Here is a 16876-nt window from a genome sequence, read left to right as displayed (position 1 = left end):
GCGGTGAGCCCTTCCACATCGGCAGCGCGCACCCGCAGGAAGTGCTGGCCGATCTCCTCCACCGAGGGCGCCAGGGTGAGCACCCCCGTTTGGGCATCCCATTGCAACCAGGGAGGAGCTTCGTCTCCCTCTGCAAGGTCGATGATCTCCCCCGTCCCGGGATCGAGGCTGACGGCCAGGTTCAGCTGTTCGTTGTCATCGATGCCGAGATCCTGGTCGGTGAACCAGGGTTTGAGGTCGATGCTGCGGTTCAGGCCACTGAAGAGTGCGAAGGGATCATCTTCCCTGGGTGGTGCGCTGCCCTCTGAAGTGGGTTGTTGCAGGGCGAGAAACGCGTCCAGCGAAGAGGTGCGCGTCGGAGCGTCATTCACATTGGCCACCGAGATCACGACGGCTTGCTCCACGTACAGCCCCGCCTGATCCGTGGCCCTCACCAGAAAGCGGCTTTCGCCCACATTGGTGGGGCCTGCAGTACCGCTCAGGGTGCCTGTTTCGGCATCCAGCTCGACCCATTCGGGAATCTGATCGCCGGTTTGGGCAGCTTCCAGGGAGTAGGTGAGCTGCTCGTTGGGGTCGACCAGGAGATCGGGATCGGTGAATGCCCCGGATGGGATGCGGTAGGTGAAGCTTTCGCCTTGACTGAGTTCAGGAGGTTGGAGGGCAACGGACCCCAGAACAGGCCGGTCATTCACGTTCTGCACGGTGAAGCGCAAGGTTTGTAGCGCTGTGCCTCCCCTCCCATCGGAGGCCTGAACAGTGACGCTGAATTCACCCACCTGAGCATTGCCAGGACGGCCCGTAATGGCGCCGCTGACGGCATCGAGGAGCATCCAGCTGGGTGCCTCCACAAAGCTGTAGGTCAGATCAGCATCGTCTTGATCGGAGAACAAGGTGCTGATGTTTTTGGTGAGAGCGATGTCTTGATCGACGCTCATCTCCAAATCTTCTGCACTTGCTTCAACAGCGATTGGGGCGTCATTCACCTCCCTGACGGCGATGGCAAGGTGTCTCACCTCTGTTTGTTCGCCACTGCCTCGGGTCAGCGTGAAGGCATGGCTGCCCACATGGGCTTGGTCGGGCGTTGCTTTGAGAACCCAGACGGATGGACTGCGATCGTCAAGAACAAGCAGTTCATCGCTCTTGAGTGTCATCCCGCCCGCTGGTGGCGTGAGGGTTGGCGTGAGACGCAGATCGATGGCTGCATCAGCATCTTGCTGCCTGAATCCCAGCCGCGCGAAAAGTGTTTGGCCTCCTTTCTCTTCCTTGAGCCCCAGGGCAACACCTTGCCCACCGCGAGGCAGTGCTGCAGCACCCAGCCCTTTGATTTGCTCACGCCCCTCGCTTGATGTGCTTTTGCCAAGGTCTTGGAACAAGGGCAGATGATCCGCATTGAACACCTGGTCTTTTGTGTTCAGCTCGTCGACAAGTTCCAGCGCAGATGCATTCCAATCCATGTCGAGTTCGAGGCCCACGAGGCCTTGTCCATCGGCGCGCATGTCATGAACCGAGAGTTCAAGCCAGAGGAGGGATGAATTCTCTTCATCGGTGATGAAGTTGTGGTCGACTACTACACGTCCTTCTCCTACAAGCTCAGGAGTGGGGGGAAGTTCCTGCAGCTCTGCCCATTCCGGAAATGGCTCTGCTGTTGTCCCTGGAAGTGAAAAGGTGGTGATCTGCCAAGGGATGGATTCGTTGATTGCTCCAGGTAGCGGTGGATAATCATCGACCGCCAACAGGTTGATTTGGTCTTCCTCGAATTCATGAACATCGAACTCGATAGCATCGAGTTGTAAAGAATTCCCATCGGAGTTCAAAGGATTCCAATGAAGCTTTTCTAGACTTTTGTATGAGGTGATATCAGGTTTGCTCCCTTTGGAAGCAAGAGTCAGCTGATCATTACCCTCTCCAAAATTGATAAGGAGAGGGGTTTGTTGTTCGCTGAGATAGGCAATATCGTCCGCTTGGCTCAGGCTGATCGCTTCAATGTTCCTGAGGCGATCGATTTCGACTGACGCAGTATAACTACTTGACTTGTGATTTTTATAAACCAGTACGTCATCGGCTTCAAATGCCTCGGCAATGAGGGGAGGCAAATTATTTGAAACCAGAGGTAAATGCTCTGGCTCATTGCTGAGGTACAAGCCAGAGAGAGCGTCGTTGTTGAGCGCGCCGTAGTAGGCCAGGTCTTGTCCTGACGATCCTTCGTAACGGTCGGACCCTGCAGTGGCGACGTAGGTGACTTCGAAGCTGCCTTGTTCTTTTAGCGGCTCACGTTCAACGATAAATTGATCGTCACCGGCACTGCCCTTTAGGACTCGCTGTGCATTCCAGGGGGTGTTAGAGGATGGATCAGCTGATGTCAGTCCTGGCTGTGTTCCGGCAAGCTCGGCAACGGATTGATCGAGTGCGTGTTTTTCAAGACTGAGGCTGACGCTGTTGTCCCAGGTCACCGATAAGGATGGGCGATCCTCGCTGAGGATGGCGTCAATACTGGTGGGACTCGAGGAGTCTTCCAAGTTGCCGTAGGAAAGCTCCGGCTCTGCGGCAGGGGAGATGGTCAGCTCGAGGGCAACGTCCAGAGCTGGAGAGGCCGCATCAATGGAGCTTTCCGTGTCGCTCAGCTTGAGACCTGATTATCCCCTCATTTTAAACCCGAAGAGAACATAAAGAAGTACTCATGCGTAATGCGCATGAGTACTTCTCGGTGTCTTCTGGTGCTGGGGATTGTGATTAGAACAAGCGAAATGAGCAGGAAAAATATACTCCCTAAAAAATATTTCTGAGTAAGTATTTTCTGGTTAAAAACTATTTTATTAGCTCGTTTTTTATGCGGCTAAGGGGTCTTGGAAGACTTCTCCCTCAATGCCACCATCTCCAACCACTGAATTGTCATCAGCTCCAATGGCATTGGATGTTGGGGATTCGAGAGAACCTACGTAATCGGCATCTGCTTCGGTGTCATTCTGCTCTTTGAATGAATCGTTATCCCAGCTCGTGTATTCACCCTGGTCATCGAGTTGTTCCCAGGACACATCGGAAGAACCCTGGAAATTTTGATCGCCCATGTGCAGTGTCTTGCCCCAATCCTTATCTAGAACAGAGAGATCAGCTAGATCAATCTTTCCATTGAAATCAGCATCAACATCACGGGCGACCGATGCATCAAGTGTGCCATTGGCATCAAAATCACCTTCGCTACCCTGGGCTACTTCTATTTGTCGTGCCGCGCCTGCATTAAGGTAGGCAAGGTCTTTCATCGAGACTCGGCCGTCGTAATTCAAATCACCCTGGAAGGTTATCAGGTTAGATGAACCTTTCCCTAGGTTATTAAACTCCTCAGATGATCCATCAGCTTGGATAGAAACAATGCCGTCTGCCAAGTCGACAACGCTTCCGGCATCTCCGGTGATTTCAATGTCTGCGGTGAAAGTGGTTGCTTCTCTGGCGTCTTCTACGAACTCACCCTCAATGAATGAACCACTGGCAAGGCTTGTTTGGGAGAAGTATCCATTGATGAGTCGTGCATTTTCGTTCCACATCCCTGTGTGGTTCAAATTTTTGGCTTCGATGTTGCCAACATTCAGCCAAGTCGCATCAGTTGTAAGCGTGTCACCCTTGCGAACCAGATTCGTGTAAGACGCGTCTGAACCAATCACCCTCTCGGTACCGAGAACCAGACCATCACCTTGTTGCTCAAGGTTGATTTTGGCTTCGTAGAGCGTCACCTCTTGACCCACAACAGAGGCATTGCCGCCCATCTGATTTAGAGAAATGATTTCTCGATTTAAATGACCGTCATCATCAGTGTATTCAGTGCTGAAGATTGTTTCATTCTCGTTAACTGAGATATCAAATGTGAGCGGATTGATCATCAAGCTTCCATCGGCATTCTTGTCGAGAAGTTTGATGTTCTCTTCTGCGAAATTCAGCGAGATTGAAGCCAAGGCTTCTTGCCCGTAAACACCTGTGCCTTCCCCAAGATCAGACAAGCTCGCAGCAGCAAAACGGATGGTTCCGGTTTCATTATCAATCTCTACGGCATTGGCTATTGGCAAGGCTCCGCCGATCTTGATGTCAGAAGCATTAATGGTGCCGAAGAGAGTTGGATCAAATTGAATCGTGATGTCTGTGGATTCAATGTTCCAGCCATCTTCAAGAGATTCGGCATTGATATCGAGCACGAAGCGTGAGTTGTGGTCAACCGAGTCGCCCAAAACGGCAAGTTGATTGAGAGGATTGATTCCGTCTGCCGCTTCGTCGACGAGATAGTCGGAAAGTTGATAGAGGTTGTAACTCAGCTCGAGGCTGTGGTAATCACCTTCATCCAAATAAGTGGATATTTCGAAGGGAGCATATGGGTCAAAAATTCCGGCTTCGATGTTGGTGATCTCCAGGGCAGCAAATTGCTCCCAGTTGAACGCCATGCTTGAAGGCAATATCCCAGACCCGTAGCTTGAGTTGTATTGATCACCCCAGCCCCATCCATAAATATCGCTCAATTGGTACTTATCATCTTCTGTGTCATGGACAAAGCTGAGTTCAACTTGGCCAGAATTGTCACTACCTGCTGGCCTGCCGTTGAAGGATAAGCGTGAAAGGACAGAATCAACTTGACTGTAATCCGCAAGGTCTTGGTAAACCGAGCCGAATACGTTATGAGTACCAGGAACGTTCTCATGGATAGGTACAGAGACGGTAATATCACCTATATAGTTATTTGATTCGGCATCCCGATTCCAAAGGCTGTAATCAGCTCTAAAATTCGCATAATCAAAATTTGAATGGCTAATATCTACTAGGTCCGACCCATAGTCAAAAGCTGAGATGTCTAAATTATTTAAGAATGGAGCTACGGTGAATTCGATATCTTCTGGCTCATAATTGTTATTATTGAAATTCCAGTCTGTAAAATCAAGAGTGATAGATTGAATGCTGTTTGTTAGCTCGGCTGCTTCAGAGCCATATATGTTCGCATAAGAATTACCCCCGAGAGTGTTGACACTTGCACTCAGACGTTCGATGTAATAGGTAAGGGATGTCGGTGCGGTCTCAGGCTCGAAATTAGATAAACTATCAAAGCTCCATTCACTGAATCCCAATTCGAAAACTGTTGTATCTTCCCCTACGGACTCAACAATATCAACCAATTCTCCACTAGCATACATGTCGCCATAGTTTTCCTCTGCGTCATGATCAGTTGCATTGAGGTTGATATAATTGCTGCCATTCGCGCTGTCTGATCGGAGTTGAACGCTCGCCCCAGCGTCATCGAATTCTGTAAGTATCTCGCCCGCGTTGTTGTTTAGTTCAAGGGTGAAGCGCTGGTCGGAGTTAAGCGCGGCAATATCAATGTTTCCGTCAGTATCTAGGTATTCGGAAAGTCTGATCGTAATGTTTGATTCAGCACCATAATCGGTTGAAAAAGCGCCGAAGTCGGTATTGTCAAGAGAAATTTGAGATTGTGCTGCAATATTGCTGAGCTCAGAGGCTAGATCTTGATCGATCTCAATCGTCAATGGAGCGCTTGTCGATAAAGTTGCGAAATCCCTGGATTCTGGGTTGAATATTCTTTCGTTATTAGATCTTGAAATTAAGCCTTCGTTTCTAATACTTTCAGGCCGGATGAAGAGATAAGAAGATTCCTCTGCATCGATAGGGTCGTCGATTCCTGGGCTGCCAGAACTGGAAATGTTGGCAATGTCTCTTAAGATATCTCTCTGTTTAAAAGATTCGTTGATCTCTTCTGTGTAATAAACATCAGTAGTGCCGGCGCTGATGTAAATTTGATCCTCAAAGGAAGAGCCGCCGGGACTGGCTAGACCAGCAGAGTTGTTATGATCGGCCCAATTGTATAAATATCTATCAAAAAGACGATTTCCGTCTTGATCGTAGGCATTTACTGATGCCTCTAGATTTGAATATTTTAGATAATTATTTGAATATATTGTTGCATCAAATTCAATTTTCTCGAGAATGTCGATCAAGGATTCGACGCTGTCTGGGCGCAGAATGTCTCCATTGAGGCCGTCTCCCTCGCCCCAAGAAGACTGAGCGGCGGTGAGCACAGTTTCATCGCCTGGCGGGGCAATGGTGTCTGCGGATTGGTTTTGGTAGTCAGTCGATGTGCTGAGAGTGATTGTGTCTACACCATTGGCAGCCACGTCCTCCTCCGTCTGGCCAGGAACGTACGAGGAGGTCATCGTGTTCTACTTAGCTGGTGTGATTATCTCACCTGGCTGAGATGTTGGCGAAACTTCAGCTTCTCTCAAGCAACATCTGCATATAAATGCCGCAGAGGCCTTCCCTTAGACCTTGATGAGCTCCGTTCTCCGGTGGATGGCTTAGTAATCCACCCCACGCTTCAGGTCGACGCCCTGTTCGGCGTAGTGCTTGTGGCACACCATCTCTGAATGGATGCTGGCCAGATCGAAGTAGGCGGGCGGGTTTTTGCAGCGCCCCGTGATGATCACTTCGGTCTCTGCCGGTTTGCGCAGCAGGGTCTGCAGGATCGGTTCAACGGGCAGCAGCTCCAGATCCACCGTGGGGTTCAACTCATCGAGGATCACGGTCTTGTAAAGGCCGCTGGAGATGGCGGCCCGTGCGATCTCCCAGGCCCGCTCGGCCTCCACGTAGTCGATCGGTTCCTGCTGGCCCCGCCAGACGATGGCATCACGGCCGGATCGCAGGTGGTCCACCAGGTGGGGATAGCTCTCGCGCAGGGCGGCAATGGCCGCGTCTTCGGTGTAACCGCTGCCGCCTTTGAGCCACTGCAGGATCAAGACCCGATGGCTCTTGTCCTGGCTGATGCCCCGGCCGATCGCCTGCAGCCCTTTCCCCAGTGCACTGGTTGATTTGCCTTTGCCTTCCCCGGTGTAGATCTCGATGCCGCTGCTCACATTGAGAGGAACCACCCGGTTGTCGTTCATGCCCGGACGGCGATGGGCCCGCATCTCGGAGTGGAGGTCGGCCACACGCACCAGTGGGGCAGGTGCGGCCCGACCGGTGACGATGATCTCCATCCCCTCTGGCCGGTTGCTGAGGGTGCGGACCACGTCCTCAAGATCCAGCAGGCCGAGGTCCAGCACAGGATTCAGCTCGTCAAGAACCACCACCGAGTAGAGGGCACTGGCGATCGCACCCTTGGCAATTACCCAGCCCCGCTGGGCTTCGTCCCGGTCGAATCGGGTGGCTTCGTCGGCGGTGAAGTGATCGGCCCGTCCGGTGCGCAGGTGGTCGATCAGATGGGGGAATCCCTGCTGCAGGGCTTCGATGGCCGCATCCTCGTCGTAGGCCCGTCCTGGGCCTTTGAGGAAGCGCAGCAGCAGCACCCGGGTCTGCCTTTGCTCGCAGATGCCGAGTCCAATGGTGCGCAGCACAACGCCGAGAGCCGCCTGGCTTTTGCCCTTGCCCTCGCCGTCATAAATGTGCAGCTGTCCGTGGCTGCGCTCGCGGCTGTCCGCTGCGGTGACAATGCCGATGCTTCGAGGCATAGGGACAGCTCTTACCGTTGGAGCCTACCTAGCTCAACTGGTTTTCCCCGCTGATGTTTCGGTTGCAGGAGCCTTTGACGGATCGAGAACAGCAGCAGCTGGCGGCCCTGCGGCACTGGATGGCTTCGCAGTCTTCCCTGTGTGTGGCCTATTCCGGTGGTGTCGATAGCACCCTGGTGGCGGCGATGGCCTACGAGGCCAAGGGCGATGCCGCCCTGGCGGTAACGGGGGTCTCTGCGGCCCTGGCGCCGCATCTGTTGCGGGAAGCCCGTGATCAGGCCTCCTGGATCGGCATTGCGCATCGGGAGTGTGCAACGGCCGAGTTGAACGACCCCGACTACAGCAGCAACCCCTTGGATCGCTGCTTTGCCTGCAAGCGTGAACTGCACCACCACCTTCAGCCCATTGCTGTGGCGGCGGGTGATGCCTTGGTGATTGATGGGGTCAACCTCGATGACCTCGGCGATCACCGGCCCGGAATTGACGCGGCCCGACAGGCAGGGGTTCGCTCCCCCCTAGCTGAACTGTTGATCGACAAAGCAGCGATCCGTACTTTGTCTCGGGCCCTTGGTTTCCCCTGGTGGGACAAGCCAGCGCAGCCCTGCTTGGCCTCTCGCTTCCCCTATGGCGAAAGCATCAGCGCCGAGCGGTTGAAGCGGGTAGGCCAGGCGGAAGCTTGGTTGATCGCTAGGGGGTTCAGCACCGTCCGTGTGCGATCCCATGGTTTCGCTGCACGGATTGAGGTGCCCCGTGACCAGATTCGTGCTGTGCTCGCGCTGGCAGAGAGCGAACCTCTGGTCGAGGCCTTTCGCTCCCTCGGTTTCACCTCCGTCAACCTGGATCTTGAAGGTCTGGTCAGCGGCAAGTTGAACCGCCGCTAATCTCGCGTGGCCCTGCTCAGCTGGGGAGCTGGCTTGGCGTTTCCACAGGTTCTCTCACTCCCGTGGCAATGGCCGCAGGGGTTTCTCGCAGAAAGCTTTTCAGCGCGTGCCGTTTGGCTTGAAGCTCACTGCAGAGAATGGCGCAGGCTTGCTCCGGCATGGTGTGGTCACCACAAGTGAACACATCCACAGCGGCATAGCCGGATTCCGGCCAGGTGTGGATGGAAATGTGGGATTCCGCCAGCAGGGCCAGGCCCGTGACGCCCTGGGGTTGAAATTGATGGGTGATCAGGTTCAGCAGCGTCGCACCAGCGCCCTTGGCTGCTGAGGTGATCGTTGTGCGGATGAATGCTTCGTCATCGAGCCGGCTCGGATCGCAGTCGTAGAGCTCGAGAATGCAATGTTTGCCGACCATGTCGGTGGCATGAATCTCAGGTGCCCCCCATCCCGGGTTGGGATGCAGTTCAGAGAGGGTCTGCTCCATCAGGCGATGAGAGAAAAACAGGTCCGCCACCTTATCCGATCTGCAGGTCGGGTCTCAGTTCTCTTGCTCCGAGAATTTGGGCCTGCTGCTGCCATCCACCGCCAAAGCCTTCGAGGTGAGTGGCGCTCACCAGGCATTGATGCGATTCGCCCACGGCTTCGAGCAGCAGCTGTTGCCGGGTGGGATCTAGTTCGGCAAGCACATCATCGAGAAGCAGCAGTGGTGGCTCCCCGCACAGCTGTGTCACCAGCTCCAGTTCGGCAAGCTTCAGGCCCAGCACCAGCGAACGCTGCTGGCCGGCTGAACCAAACCGTCGTGCCGGGCTGCCCCCCAGCAGCAGGGCGATCTCATCCCGGTGTGGGCCCACACGGCAGCTGCCCAACCGTTCCTCTTCCTCCCGCTGTTCGCGCAGTTGCCCCTCGATGGCGAGTCGCCAGGGTTCTTCGGCATCCTCCCCATAGAGCCGGCTGCCGGGTTTGTAGTGCAGTTCCAAGACTTCAGTGCCCCCGCTGAGGTGCGTCTGCCAGCGCTGGGCGATCGGTTCCAGCCGATGCAGGGCCCGTTGCCGTCGCCGGTGAATCCTGGTGCTCACCAGCGCCATCTGAACGTCAAAGGCGTCGAGAAGTGCATGGCGTTCGGCACTGGATATCTGCCTTTGGCGCCACAGCTGGCTGCGCTGTCGCAACAACCGGTTCAGCCGTGCCGCCAGATCGGCATACACCGGTTCAAGCTGCAGCACCACACGGTCCAGCCACTGGCGGCGTAGGGCGGGTTCGCCCCGCACCAGATCAAGATCGAGGGCGCTGAAGCCGATGCAGCGGAGTGGTCCAATCAGGTCGAGCTGGCGATCCAGCAGCTTTCCGTTTCGTCTGGCCTGACGGCCTCCCTGGCGCCGCAGTTCCAGTTCCAGGCGATCCCCATCTCCCACGTCGGCCCGGATCAGGGCCTGGGGTGTGTCCCACTGAATCAGGTCGCGATCATTGCTGCAGCGATGGGAGCGCAGGCTGCCCAGCAGCTCAACCGCCTCGAGCAGGTTGGACTTGCCAATGCCATTGGGTCCGATCACCAGCAGACGTGGCTGCGTCAGTTCCAGCTGCAGAACGGTGTGGTTCCGGAAGCCCTGCAGTTGGAGCCTGTGGAGCCGGATGGGTGCTGGGGCGACCAGTGAGTAAGGTACTTGTATCGGGACGGTTGCCGCTCGATATCACTGCGGCTTAACGCCGATCAGTGGGCATGTAGCTCAGTTGGATAGAGCATCAGATTCCGGTTCTGAGGGTCGGGGGTTCGAGTCCCTCCATGCTCGTGTTTGATCCTTACGTCTCAGCTCAGGCTGAGTCCCATGGCGCGGATGCCATTGGGATCAATCAGGAAACCCTGCTGTTTGAGAGCCTCCAATGCATCTGCAGGGGCCGAGATCGAAAGGCTGCAGCCCGGCAGATCCCGGCGCAGGATCTGCAGGGCACGGTGCACAAGAACGGCAAAAAGGGCCCCTTGGTTCGGCCCCGGTTTTGCGGCCAGGTTCCAAAGATTGGCGTTGAGGGCCAGATCACTGGTGGCCCGCACAAACCCGATCAGTTCCCCATTCGCCTCATCCAGGATGCTGATTTGCCACAGGCTGCGCTTAAGGGCGAGCTCCCAGCGTTCCTCAGGGTGGGTTGATTCCCCGCAGGACATCAGCAGGGTGTTGAGCTGATGAGAAGTGGGAGGGGTCGATGTTTCGAGTCGCGTTCCCTCAGGCAAGGGCGGAATCGAGGGTTGTTGAAGGAACGACAGCACAGTGGGTCAACCGGTGTTTCGCATGCCGGCTGCGATGCCGTTGAGGGTGAGTAGCGCACCTCGAAGTAGTTCACTGCGGCTGTAGGTGCGGGTATCTTCCGGTGCACCCGGTGTTTCGCTCATGGGCGGTTGCCGGTTCTGATCCCGCAGCCGCTTCAGAAGTGCAACCTGAAGAAAGCCCAGGGGAACGATGGTGCGGTTGCGCAGATCAACAGACAACTGCAGCCCTTGATCAGCGCCCAGCAGTCGGTTCTGTCCTGTGATTCCCAGAACCAGTTTGCGGGTGAGTTCGTATTCCTTGGCGATCACCTGGAAGATCGCTTCAAAGGCCTCCCGTTGTTCGGGGTGCCCCAAGCTGTTCATGTAGTGATGGGCCAGGTCGAGATCCACCTTGGAGAGGGTCATTTCCACTTTGGAAATGAGCATCCGGAAGAACGGCCAACGTTGATGGAGGCGCCGCAGCAGGTCGAGCTGTTCGGAATCACTGCCCACTTCTTCCGACAGCGCCGTGCCGAAGCCAAACCAGCTCGGCAGCAAGAACCGACTCTGGGTCCAACCGAAGACCCAGGGAATCGCCCGCAGACTGGACAGGTCCTTTGCACCGGTTTTGCGTCGGGCCGGTCGGCTGGAGATCTGCAGCTTGCTGATTTCCTCGATCGGTGTGACCTGCTGGAAAAATGCCACCAGATCAGGATTGTCGTGAACTAACGCCCGGTAGTGCTCCCTTGAACGGGTGGAGAGGCGACTCATTAGCTGATTCCAGCTTGGTGTGGCATCCAGCTGGTTGGTTACCAGGCTGTTCTGAACCACGGCGGTGGTCACGGTCTCCAGGTTGTACAGCGCCAACTCGGGCAGGCTGTACTTGGAGTTCAATACTTCACCCTGTTCGGTGATTTTGATTCGGCCCTGCAGCGTGCCGCTGGGTTGGGCCAGGATCGCCTGGTAAGCCGGCCCTCCGCCTCGACTGACAGACCCACCGCGGCCGTGGAAGAGGCGAAGCGCCACATCCTGGCGGCTGGCGAGCTCCTGAAGTGCGATCTGAGCCTGGTGAATCTCCCAGTTGCTGGAGAGAAAGCCGGAATCCTTGTTGCTGTCTGAGTAGCCCAGCATCAGCTCCTGCAGCGGCTGTTTCTGTTGGCCTGCAACCGGTAGGAGTTCGCGGTAGAGCTGCGTTTTAAACAACCCCTCCATCACCGCAGGGGCCCGTTGGAGATCCTCCACGGTTTCGAACAGCGGCACTACCAGTAAGGAGGCACGTTTGTTCGGCGGGTCCACCAGGCCCGCCTCTTTCGCCAGCAGCAGAACCTCCAGGAGATCCGATGCCGTGTGGCTCATCGAAATCACATAGGAGTTGCAGATCCGCGGACCGAACTCCTCCTGGAGGCGCTGCAGCATTCGGAACACCGCCAACGTCTCTGCTGTCGGCTCCGACCAACTGGCGGCTGGCGGAATCAGGGGCCTGCGGGTCTGCAGCTCCTGGAGGAGCCATGCCATTCGCTCCATTTCGTCCATGTCCCCGTAGGCCTGGGGCAGTTCCAGGTTGCGGGTGAGTTCATCGATCGCATCGCTGTGGCGGGTGCTCTCCTGACGGATATCAAGGCTGGCCAGCGAGAACCCAAAGATGTGCACCTGGTGCAGCAGCGTGTCGAGCTGTTCGCAGCTCAATTCGGTGCTCACGAGGCTGTTGCGGACCAACTCCAAGTCACTGCGGAACTGATCCACCGAGGTGTAGTGGAGAACATCGGCTCCGCCGAGTCCGTCCTGGGGATCGGCCAGGGCTTCACAGGGCATCTGCCAGCCTGCCTCCGACAACTGGTTGTTGCGGGCAAGCGTCCTCTCAAGCTTTTCGAGCACGTAGCAGAGCTTCAGCCGGTAGGGCTCCAGTCGGTATCGAGCTGCTCTGCGCTCGTAGATCTCTGGGAACCGGAGTCGATCCATCTCCAGCGACTCCAGCAGTGATGGTGCCACCTGACTCCATTGCATGGAGATGCTCAGCTGCTGCCGGAGTGACTGGACGGAGTGGATGTACAGCTCCAGCATCAGCTGACGCTGGTAACAGGCTGTTCGCCAGGTGATGTCGGGTGTCACCGAGGGATTGCCGTCCCGATCGGAGCCCACCCAGGAGCCGAAGGTGCAGAACGATGCCTGGGGGACCTGGACATCGGGGTAGTGGCGATGCAGGGCAGTGATCAGCCTCTTGCGCAGTTTCGGCATTGCTTCAAACAACACCTGCTGGAAGTAGTGCAGGGTTGAATCCACCTCATCGATCACGGTGGGTTTGAACTGGTGCAGTTCATCGGTCCGCCACCACAGTCGGATTTCCTCTTCCAGTTGGTCGCGACAGTCTTCGCGCAGCTGATGCGCGAGAGGGGTGTCTGATTGAAGTTGCTGGAGCAAGTTGGCCACACGTCGTTGCTTGTGTCGCACTGTGTGCCGAACGATCTCCGTGGGATGGGCGGTGAACACCAGACGGATATCCAGCTCCCGCAGCAGGTGCTCCACCTGTGCGGGGGGGACGTTCATGCGACGCAGCCGCTCGAACACCTCTCCAAAGGTGGCTGGATCGGTTTGGTTGGCGAGGGGCGGAGCAAAGGGATCAAAGGCATCCCGTTGGGCCGTGTCAGTACTGGGATTGGGTCTGAGGCTCTCGAGGTAGCTGTCTTCCTCGATCCGTTGCTCAAGGATGTTGATGAGCTGGAAATACAGCGAAAAGGCACGGGCCGCTGAGATGGCCTCCGAAAGGTCCATGGCCTTGATCAGCTCGACGATCGCCTCGCTCGTGCTGTCGCCGTCCCGCCCTTCCAGAGAGACGGGGTCACTGAGTTGTTTGAGCCTCAGCAGACGTTCGCTCTGCTCCGGTGGGCACTCACTGCGCAGCACCGACTTCCAGAGGTCTTCAATCAGATCAAGACGGTGCTGAAGAAGTTGCCCTGCGCCGGATCCGCCACCGCTTACGCGTGCAGTCTCTTGCTCGGAGACAGGGGTGGTGGACTCGGGCATGAAGTCTCCACGCTGCGACGAACTCGACATGATCATCCCAAACAGGCTTCCCCGGTGGAGATTCCTTCCTCCTTCTCCATCCGCTGGATACCTTTTTGAAGCAGGTCTTCGATGGATTGGCCTTGGCCATGCGCCGTTTCCCAGCGCATGGCCTGATTCCCATCGGCGAGCAGGCCATGCAAAGGCTTCAAGCAGGCGCTGAGCTGGAGTGATTCGGCCAGGGGAGCCATCTGATCAATCAGCTCCAGCAGCCAGTCCCTGCAACTGATGGCACGACCATCCTGCCAATGCCGGAGTTCAGCGTTCAGGCTGGATCGGGCGACGGCGGCGTCATTGCTGTCGGCCAGTTGAACCAGTTCGTCGGCGGATAGGGAGCTGCTGCAGAGCGGATCGAGGCTTTCGATGTTGTTTTTGAGGGCCAGCAGCCTCAGCTCCAGCAGACAGGTGATCGCTAGCAGCTCATGGGGATTGGTGACCAGATCACAGATCCGTAACTCCAACCGGTTGAGGTCGTAGGGGCGCCGTGGACCATTGGGCCGAACGGATGTCCACAGGTGACGTTCGTTGCGCATGGCACCCGTGGCCAGTTGCTCCTCCACCCACTGGATGTAGTGCTCGTGATCCCTAAAGAGAGGAACCGCAGGCGGCGTTATGGGGAATTGGTGCCATCGCTGGGAGTGGTTGTTGGTGCTGCGCCCATCCAAGAAGGGAGAACTGGCACTGAGGGCGAGCAGCAGAGCCGCTTCGCAGCGCACGAGCCGGACCGCTGCAAACAACCAGTCGAGATCTGTGATCCCGAGGTTGATGTGAATGCTGGCTGTCACGACTCTGGTGCCGTACAGCTGTTCAATCAGAGCGTGGTAGGCGTTGTCCGGGTCAGATCGTTCGAATCGGCTGCTGTTACCCAGGCTCATGGTGCTGCCGGGGAGAAGCGTCAGCTCCCTTCCCTGTAGCCACCGCCGCAGGGTCCGCCGGGGAGCAAGCAACGCCTCGGGCAGTTCGGCGTAATCCCGGATCGGGTCGGTGACGTATTCGAGATTGCGACAGTCCGGTTCTGTCACGAAGCCAGGCAGTTCCCTGGCTACGTCGGTGGCGACGCCCACGTTGGCTCCGTTGGTTTGACCGGTAAACAGTTCCACCTCGAAGCCTTTCAGAAGAAGGGGGTGCGCTGTCATTCCGGTGGATTCAGGCACGCCAGTGCGGTCAGCATTCCCCGGGCCTTGTTCAGGGTTTCCTCAAACTCTGCCGTCGGCTGTGAATCGGCAACAATGCCGGCACCGGCCTGCACTTTGACCTGGCATCCTCCGCCATCGAGGGGTTGCACCACCATGGTGCGGATCGTGATCGCCGTGTTGAGGGCCCCGGCCAGATCAACGGATCCGTAGACCCCGGAATAGGGGCCACGCGCATCGGGCTCAAGATCGTGGATGAGTTGCATCGCACGGATTTTCGGTGCGCCGCTGACGGTGCCGGCGGGAAAAGCCGCCATCAGCAGATCCCACACATCGTGCGTCGGGCCCAGGCGTCCTTCGACTTGGCTGACGATGTGCATCACGTGGGAGTAGCGCTCGATCACCATCAGGTCTTGCACCGCTACGCTTCCGGGCTGACAGACCCTGCCGAGGTCATTGCGGCCCAGATCAACCAGCATCACGTGCTCAGCCCGTTCCTTGGGATCGGCCAGCAGGTCAGCTTCCAGTTCGCGGTCCTCCAGGGGCGTGGCGCCGCGGGGCCGAGTTCCGGCGATGGGCCGCAGGCTGGCGTGGATGCCATCAGCAGCCGGTTCGGCTTGAACCATCACCTCTGGACTGGAGCCAATCAGTTGCCAGTCCCCAAAGTCGAAGAACGCCATGTAAGGGGATGGATTCACCATCCGCAGACTTCGGTAAAGCTCCAGGGGTGATTGAGATACCTCGGTTTCCAGGCGCTGACTGATCACCAGTTGGAACACATCGCCTGCTGCGATGTGTTCCTTGGCGGTGTCGACGGCGGCTTCGAATTCATCGCGGCTGCGGTTGGAGCGCACTGCGGGAAGCTCTTTGCTGCTTGCGTCCCAGGTCAGTGGTTTGACGGCGGGCAGAGGTGCGTCCATCCGCTGGCGCAGGGCTTCGATCCGTCCGATAGCGGTTTGCCAGGCCTGCTCCTCATCCGCCCCGTTGGAGAGGTCGCCGAAGGCGACGGCGGTGATCTGTCGTTTCACCTGATCAAAAATCAGGATCGCGTCCATCAACATCCAGATCCCATCCGGGGGATCGGCAGCAGCTCGAGGGTGAACTGCGACGGTGGGTTCGATCCACTGGATCAGTTCGTAGCCCCAAACGCCATAGAGCTGTCCAAGCGGAGGAAGGCCCGGCAGGTTGACGCAGGAGTAAGGAGCGAGGCAGTCGCGCAGGGACTCGAATGGATTGCCGTTCAACGTCTCTTCACGACCGTCGCGCCAGGTGCGCGTCAGACGATCCTTCCGGGCCGACGCCGTCCAGAGAGGATCACAGGCGATCACACTCCATCGCCCCAGGGTTTCACCACCCTCGACAGACTCCAGCAGCACGCCTGGAGGTCTTCCATCGCCCACCTTGATCCAGGTGGTGAGGGGTGTTTCAAGATCGGCGGGCCAACTCTGAGCCAGAGGAATCAGGTTGGCACCACTGCAAACAGCCTGATGAAAGGCGTCGCGATCGGGACTGAACATGACCTGATCATCGCAGCCGAGACCCGGTGATCATGACCTCCGGGTCTTGATTTTGAGGAATCAGGCGTCGAAGGTGTTGCGGCCGCTGAACTTGATATTGGCCGGGTTGACGTTTTGGCCAATGCGACGGGGGTTGTGGCCCACCATGGGACGACCTTCGTTCACCTTCTCGGAGAACACACCATCCTTGGGATGCAGGAACTCGGTGTCACCACCGGGGTAGATCCGGTAGATCTTGTAGTCCTCGATCCGGGGCTTGAATTTCGTGCGCAGCTGGGTGCCGAGGGCGAGGCACTGTTCCTTGCGAGCGAAATACATCAGGTTTTCACCTGAATTCATCAGAGCGGCGCCACCGGTGGGGAGCTCAAAAGCCTGTTCTGTCTTGCTGGTCCAGGTGATCGCGTATTTCTCTTCGGTCTCCGCAGAGTTCAGAAGGCCGCCCGTGCTGGCGATGTGCTGGGGAAGTTGACCGTTCAACGCCGTTGCTGCCATGGCTGAAAGAATCCACAAGAGCCGTTATGGCTGGAAAGTAGCACCGTCATTGGGGCCTGTTTTG

13 protein-coding genes, 1 tRNA gene and 1 pseudogene are annotated in these 16876 nt (G+C 56.9%); 5 read left to right on the top strand and 10 right to left on the bottom strand.

Annotated elements, in window-relative coordinates; translation table 11 throughout:
- Positions 1 to 41: 41 nt before the first annotated feature.
- A complete protein-coding gene (locus tag Q3Y53_RS11090) occupies positions 42 to 308 on the top strand; it encodes a hypothetical protein (RefSeq protein ID WP_303535998.1) in 267 nt (88 codons plus the stop codon).
- A gap of 129 nt (positions 309 to 437) precedes the next feature.
- On the opposite strand, the pseudogene Q3Y53_RS13135 reads toward Q3Y53_RS11090, so the two are convergent.
- Positions 438 to 983, bottom strand: a pseudogene (locus Q3Y53_RS13135) (putative Ig domain-containing protein); the annotation flags it as partial.
- Here Q3Y53_RS13135 and Q3Y53_RS11080 point away from each other — a divergent pair.
- Entirely contained in the window at positions 876 to 1346 is a 471-nt protein-coding gene (locus Q3Y53_RS11080; RefSeq protein ID WP_303535992.1) for a hypothetical protein, read from the top strand. The pseudogene Q3Y53_RS13135 and the gene Q3Y53_RS11080 sit on opposite strands and share 108 nt — an antisense overlap.
- Before the next feature lie 33 nt (positions 1347 to 1379).
- Positions 1380 to 1532: a hypothetical protein gene (locus Q3Y53_RS11075; protein ID WP_303535989.1), complete on the top strand. Its 153-nt coding sequence runs from the start codon at positions 1380 to 1382 to the stop codon at positions 1530 to 1532.
- Between the two features lie 1293 nt (positions 1533 to 2825).
- Here Q3Y53_RS11075 and Q3Y53_RS11070 read toward each other — a convergent pair.
- Together Q3Y53_RS11070 and Q3Y53_RS11065 are read right to left on the bottom strand one after the other, a co-directional pair.
- Positions 2826 to 6200 carry a hypothetical protein gene (locus Q3Y53_RS11070; RefSeq protein WP_303535986.1) on the bottom strand — a complete coding sequence of 1125 codons (3375 nt, stop codon included), beginning with the start codon at positions 6198 to 6200 and terminating at the stop codon, positions 2826 to 2828.
- Between the two features lie 141 nt (positions 6201 to 6341).
- Positions 6342 to 7490, bottom strand: a complete 1149-nt coding sequence (locus Q3Y53_RS11065; RefSeq protein ID WP_226425795.1) for a cob(I)yrinic acid a,c-diamide adenosyltransferase — start codon at positions 7488 to 7490, stop codon at positions 6342 to 6344.
- Positions 7491 to 7543: 53 nt separating this feature from the next.
- Here Q3Y53_RS11065 and larE point away from each other — a divergent pair, with 53 nt between their 5' ends.
- Entirely contained in the window at positions 7544 to 8371 is an 828-nt protein-coding gene (gene larE, locus Q3Y53_RS11060; RefSeq protein ID WP_303535983.1) for an ATP-dependent sacrificial sulfur transferase LarE, read from the top strand.
- A gap of 16 nt (positions 8372 to 8387) precedes the next feature.
- Here the strand turns inward: larE and speD are convergent, their stop codons facing one another.
- Positions 8388 to 8855 carry an adenosylmethionine decarboxylase gene (gene speD, locus Q3Y53_RS11055; protein ID WP_115010551.1) on the bottom strand — a complete coding sequence of 156 codons (468 nt, stop codon included), beginning with the start codon at positions 8853 to 8855 and terminating at the stop codon, positions 8388 to 8390.
- A 31-nt stretch (positions 8856 to 8886) separates the two neighbouring features.
- A complete protein-coding gene (gene recF / locus Q3Y53_RS11050; protein WP_303536191.1) occupies positions 8887 to 9981 on the bottom strand; it encodes a DNA replication/repair protein RecF in 1095 nt (364 codons plus the stop codon).
- Between the two features lie 103 nt (positions 9982 to 10084).
- On the opposite strand from recF, the gene Q3Y53_RS11045 reads away from it, so the two are divergent.
- A tRNA-Arg gene (locus Q3Y53_RS11045) sits at positions 10085 to 10158 on the top strand.
- A 17-nt stretch (positions 10159 to 10175) separates the two neighbouring features.
- On the opposite strand, the gene Q3Y53_RS11040 is transcribed toward Q3Y53_RS11045, so the two are convergent.
- From Q3Y53_RS11040 to Q3Y53_RS11020, 5 genes are all read right to left on the bottom strand, one after another.
- Entirely contained in the window at positions 10176 to 10529 is a 354-nt protein-coding gene (locus Q3Y53_RS11040; RefSeq protein WP_303535977.1) for an N-acetyltransferase, read from the bottom strand.
- A 108-nt stretch (positions 10530 to 10637) separates the two neighbouring features.
- A complete protein-coding gene (gene ppc, locus Q3Y53_RS11035; RefSeq protein ID WP_303536188.1) occupies positions 10638 to 13631 on the bottom strand; it encodes a phosphoenolpyruvate carboxylase in 2994 nt (997 codons plus the stop codon).
- A gap of 32 nt (positions 13632 to 13663) precedes the next feature.
- A complete protein-coding gene (gene gshA, locus Q3Y53_RS11030; RefSeq protein WP_303535975.1) occupies positions 13664 to 14806 on the bottom strand; it encodes a glutamate--cysteine ligase in 1143 nt (380 codons plus the stop codon).
- Positions 14803 to 16320 carry an anthranilate synthase component I family protein gene (locus Q3Y53_RS11025; protein ID WP_303535972.1) on the bottom strand — a complete coding sequence of 506 codons (1518 nt, stop codon included), beginning with the start codon at positions 16318 to 16320 and terminating at the stop codon, positions 14803 to 14805. Before Q3Y53_RS11025 ends, gshA begins: the two co-directional genes overlap by 4 nt.
- 60 nt (positions 16321 to 16380) lie before the next feature.
- The gene (locus Q3Y53_RS11020) at positions 16381 to 16812 is read right to left on the bottom strand and encodes a photosystem I reaction center subunit II PsaD (RefSeq protein WP_011363412.1); all 432 of its coding nucleotides are present in this window, start codon (positions 16810 to 16812) and stop codon (positions 16381 to 16383) included.
- Positions 16813 to 16876: the final 64 nt, after the last annotated feature.

It is taken from the genome of Synechococcus sp. YX-04-1 (assembly GCF_030546365.1).
Taxonomy (GTDB): Bacteria; Cyanobacteriota; Cyanobacteriia; order PCC-6307; family Cyanobiaceae; genus Parasynechococcus.
This window is presented reverse-complemented; position numbering and strand designations above follow the sequence as displayed.

Excerpts from the sequence above, each read along its gene's own strand:
- Q3Y53_RS11075 (WP_303535989.1), top strand. The coding sequence starts at position 1,380 with ATGATCCGCATTGAACACCTGGTCTTTTGTGTTCAGCTCGTCGACAAG.
- Q3Y53_RS11070 (WP_303535986.1), bottom strand. The coding sequence starts at position 6,200 with ATGACCTCCTCGTACGTTCCTGGCCAGACGGAGGAGGACGTGGCTGCC.
- Q3Y53_RS11065 (WP_226425795.1), bottom strand. The coding sequence starts at position 7,490 with ATGCCTCGAAGCATCGGCATTGTCACCGCAGCGGACAGCCGCGAGCGC.
- larE (WP_303535983.1), top strand. The coding sequence starts at position 7,544 with ATGTTTCGGTTGCAGGAGCCTTTGACGGATCGAGAACAGCAGCAGCTG.
- speD (WP_115010551.1), bottom strand. The coding sequence starts at position 8,855 with ATGGAGCAGACCCTCTCTGAACTGCATCCCAACCCGGGATGGGGGGCA.
- Q3Y53_RS11040 (WP_303535977.1), bottom strand. The coding sequence starts at position 10,529 with ATGTCCTGCGGGGAATCAACCCACCCTGAGGAACGCTGGGAGCTCGCC.
- ppc (WP_303536188.1), bottom strand. The coding sequence starts at position 13,631 with ATGCCCGAGTCCACCACCCCTGTCTCCGAGCAAGAGACTGCACGCGTA.
- gshA (WP_303535975.1), bottom strand. The coding sequence starts at position 14,806 with ATGACAGCGCACCCCCTTCTTCTGAAAGGCTTCGAGGTGGAACTGTTT.
- Q3Y53_RS11025 (WP_303535972.1), bottom strand. The coding sequence starts at position 16,320 with ATGTTCAGTCCCGATCGCGACGCCTTTCATCAGGCTGTTTGCAGTGGT.
- Q3Y53_RS11020 (WP_011363412.1), bottom strand. The coding sequence starts at position 16,812 with ATGGCAGCAACGGCGTTGAACGGTCAACTTCCCCAGCACATCGCCAGC.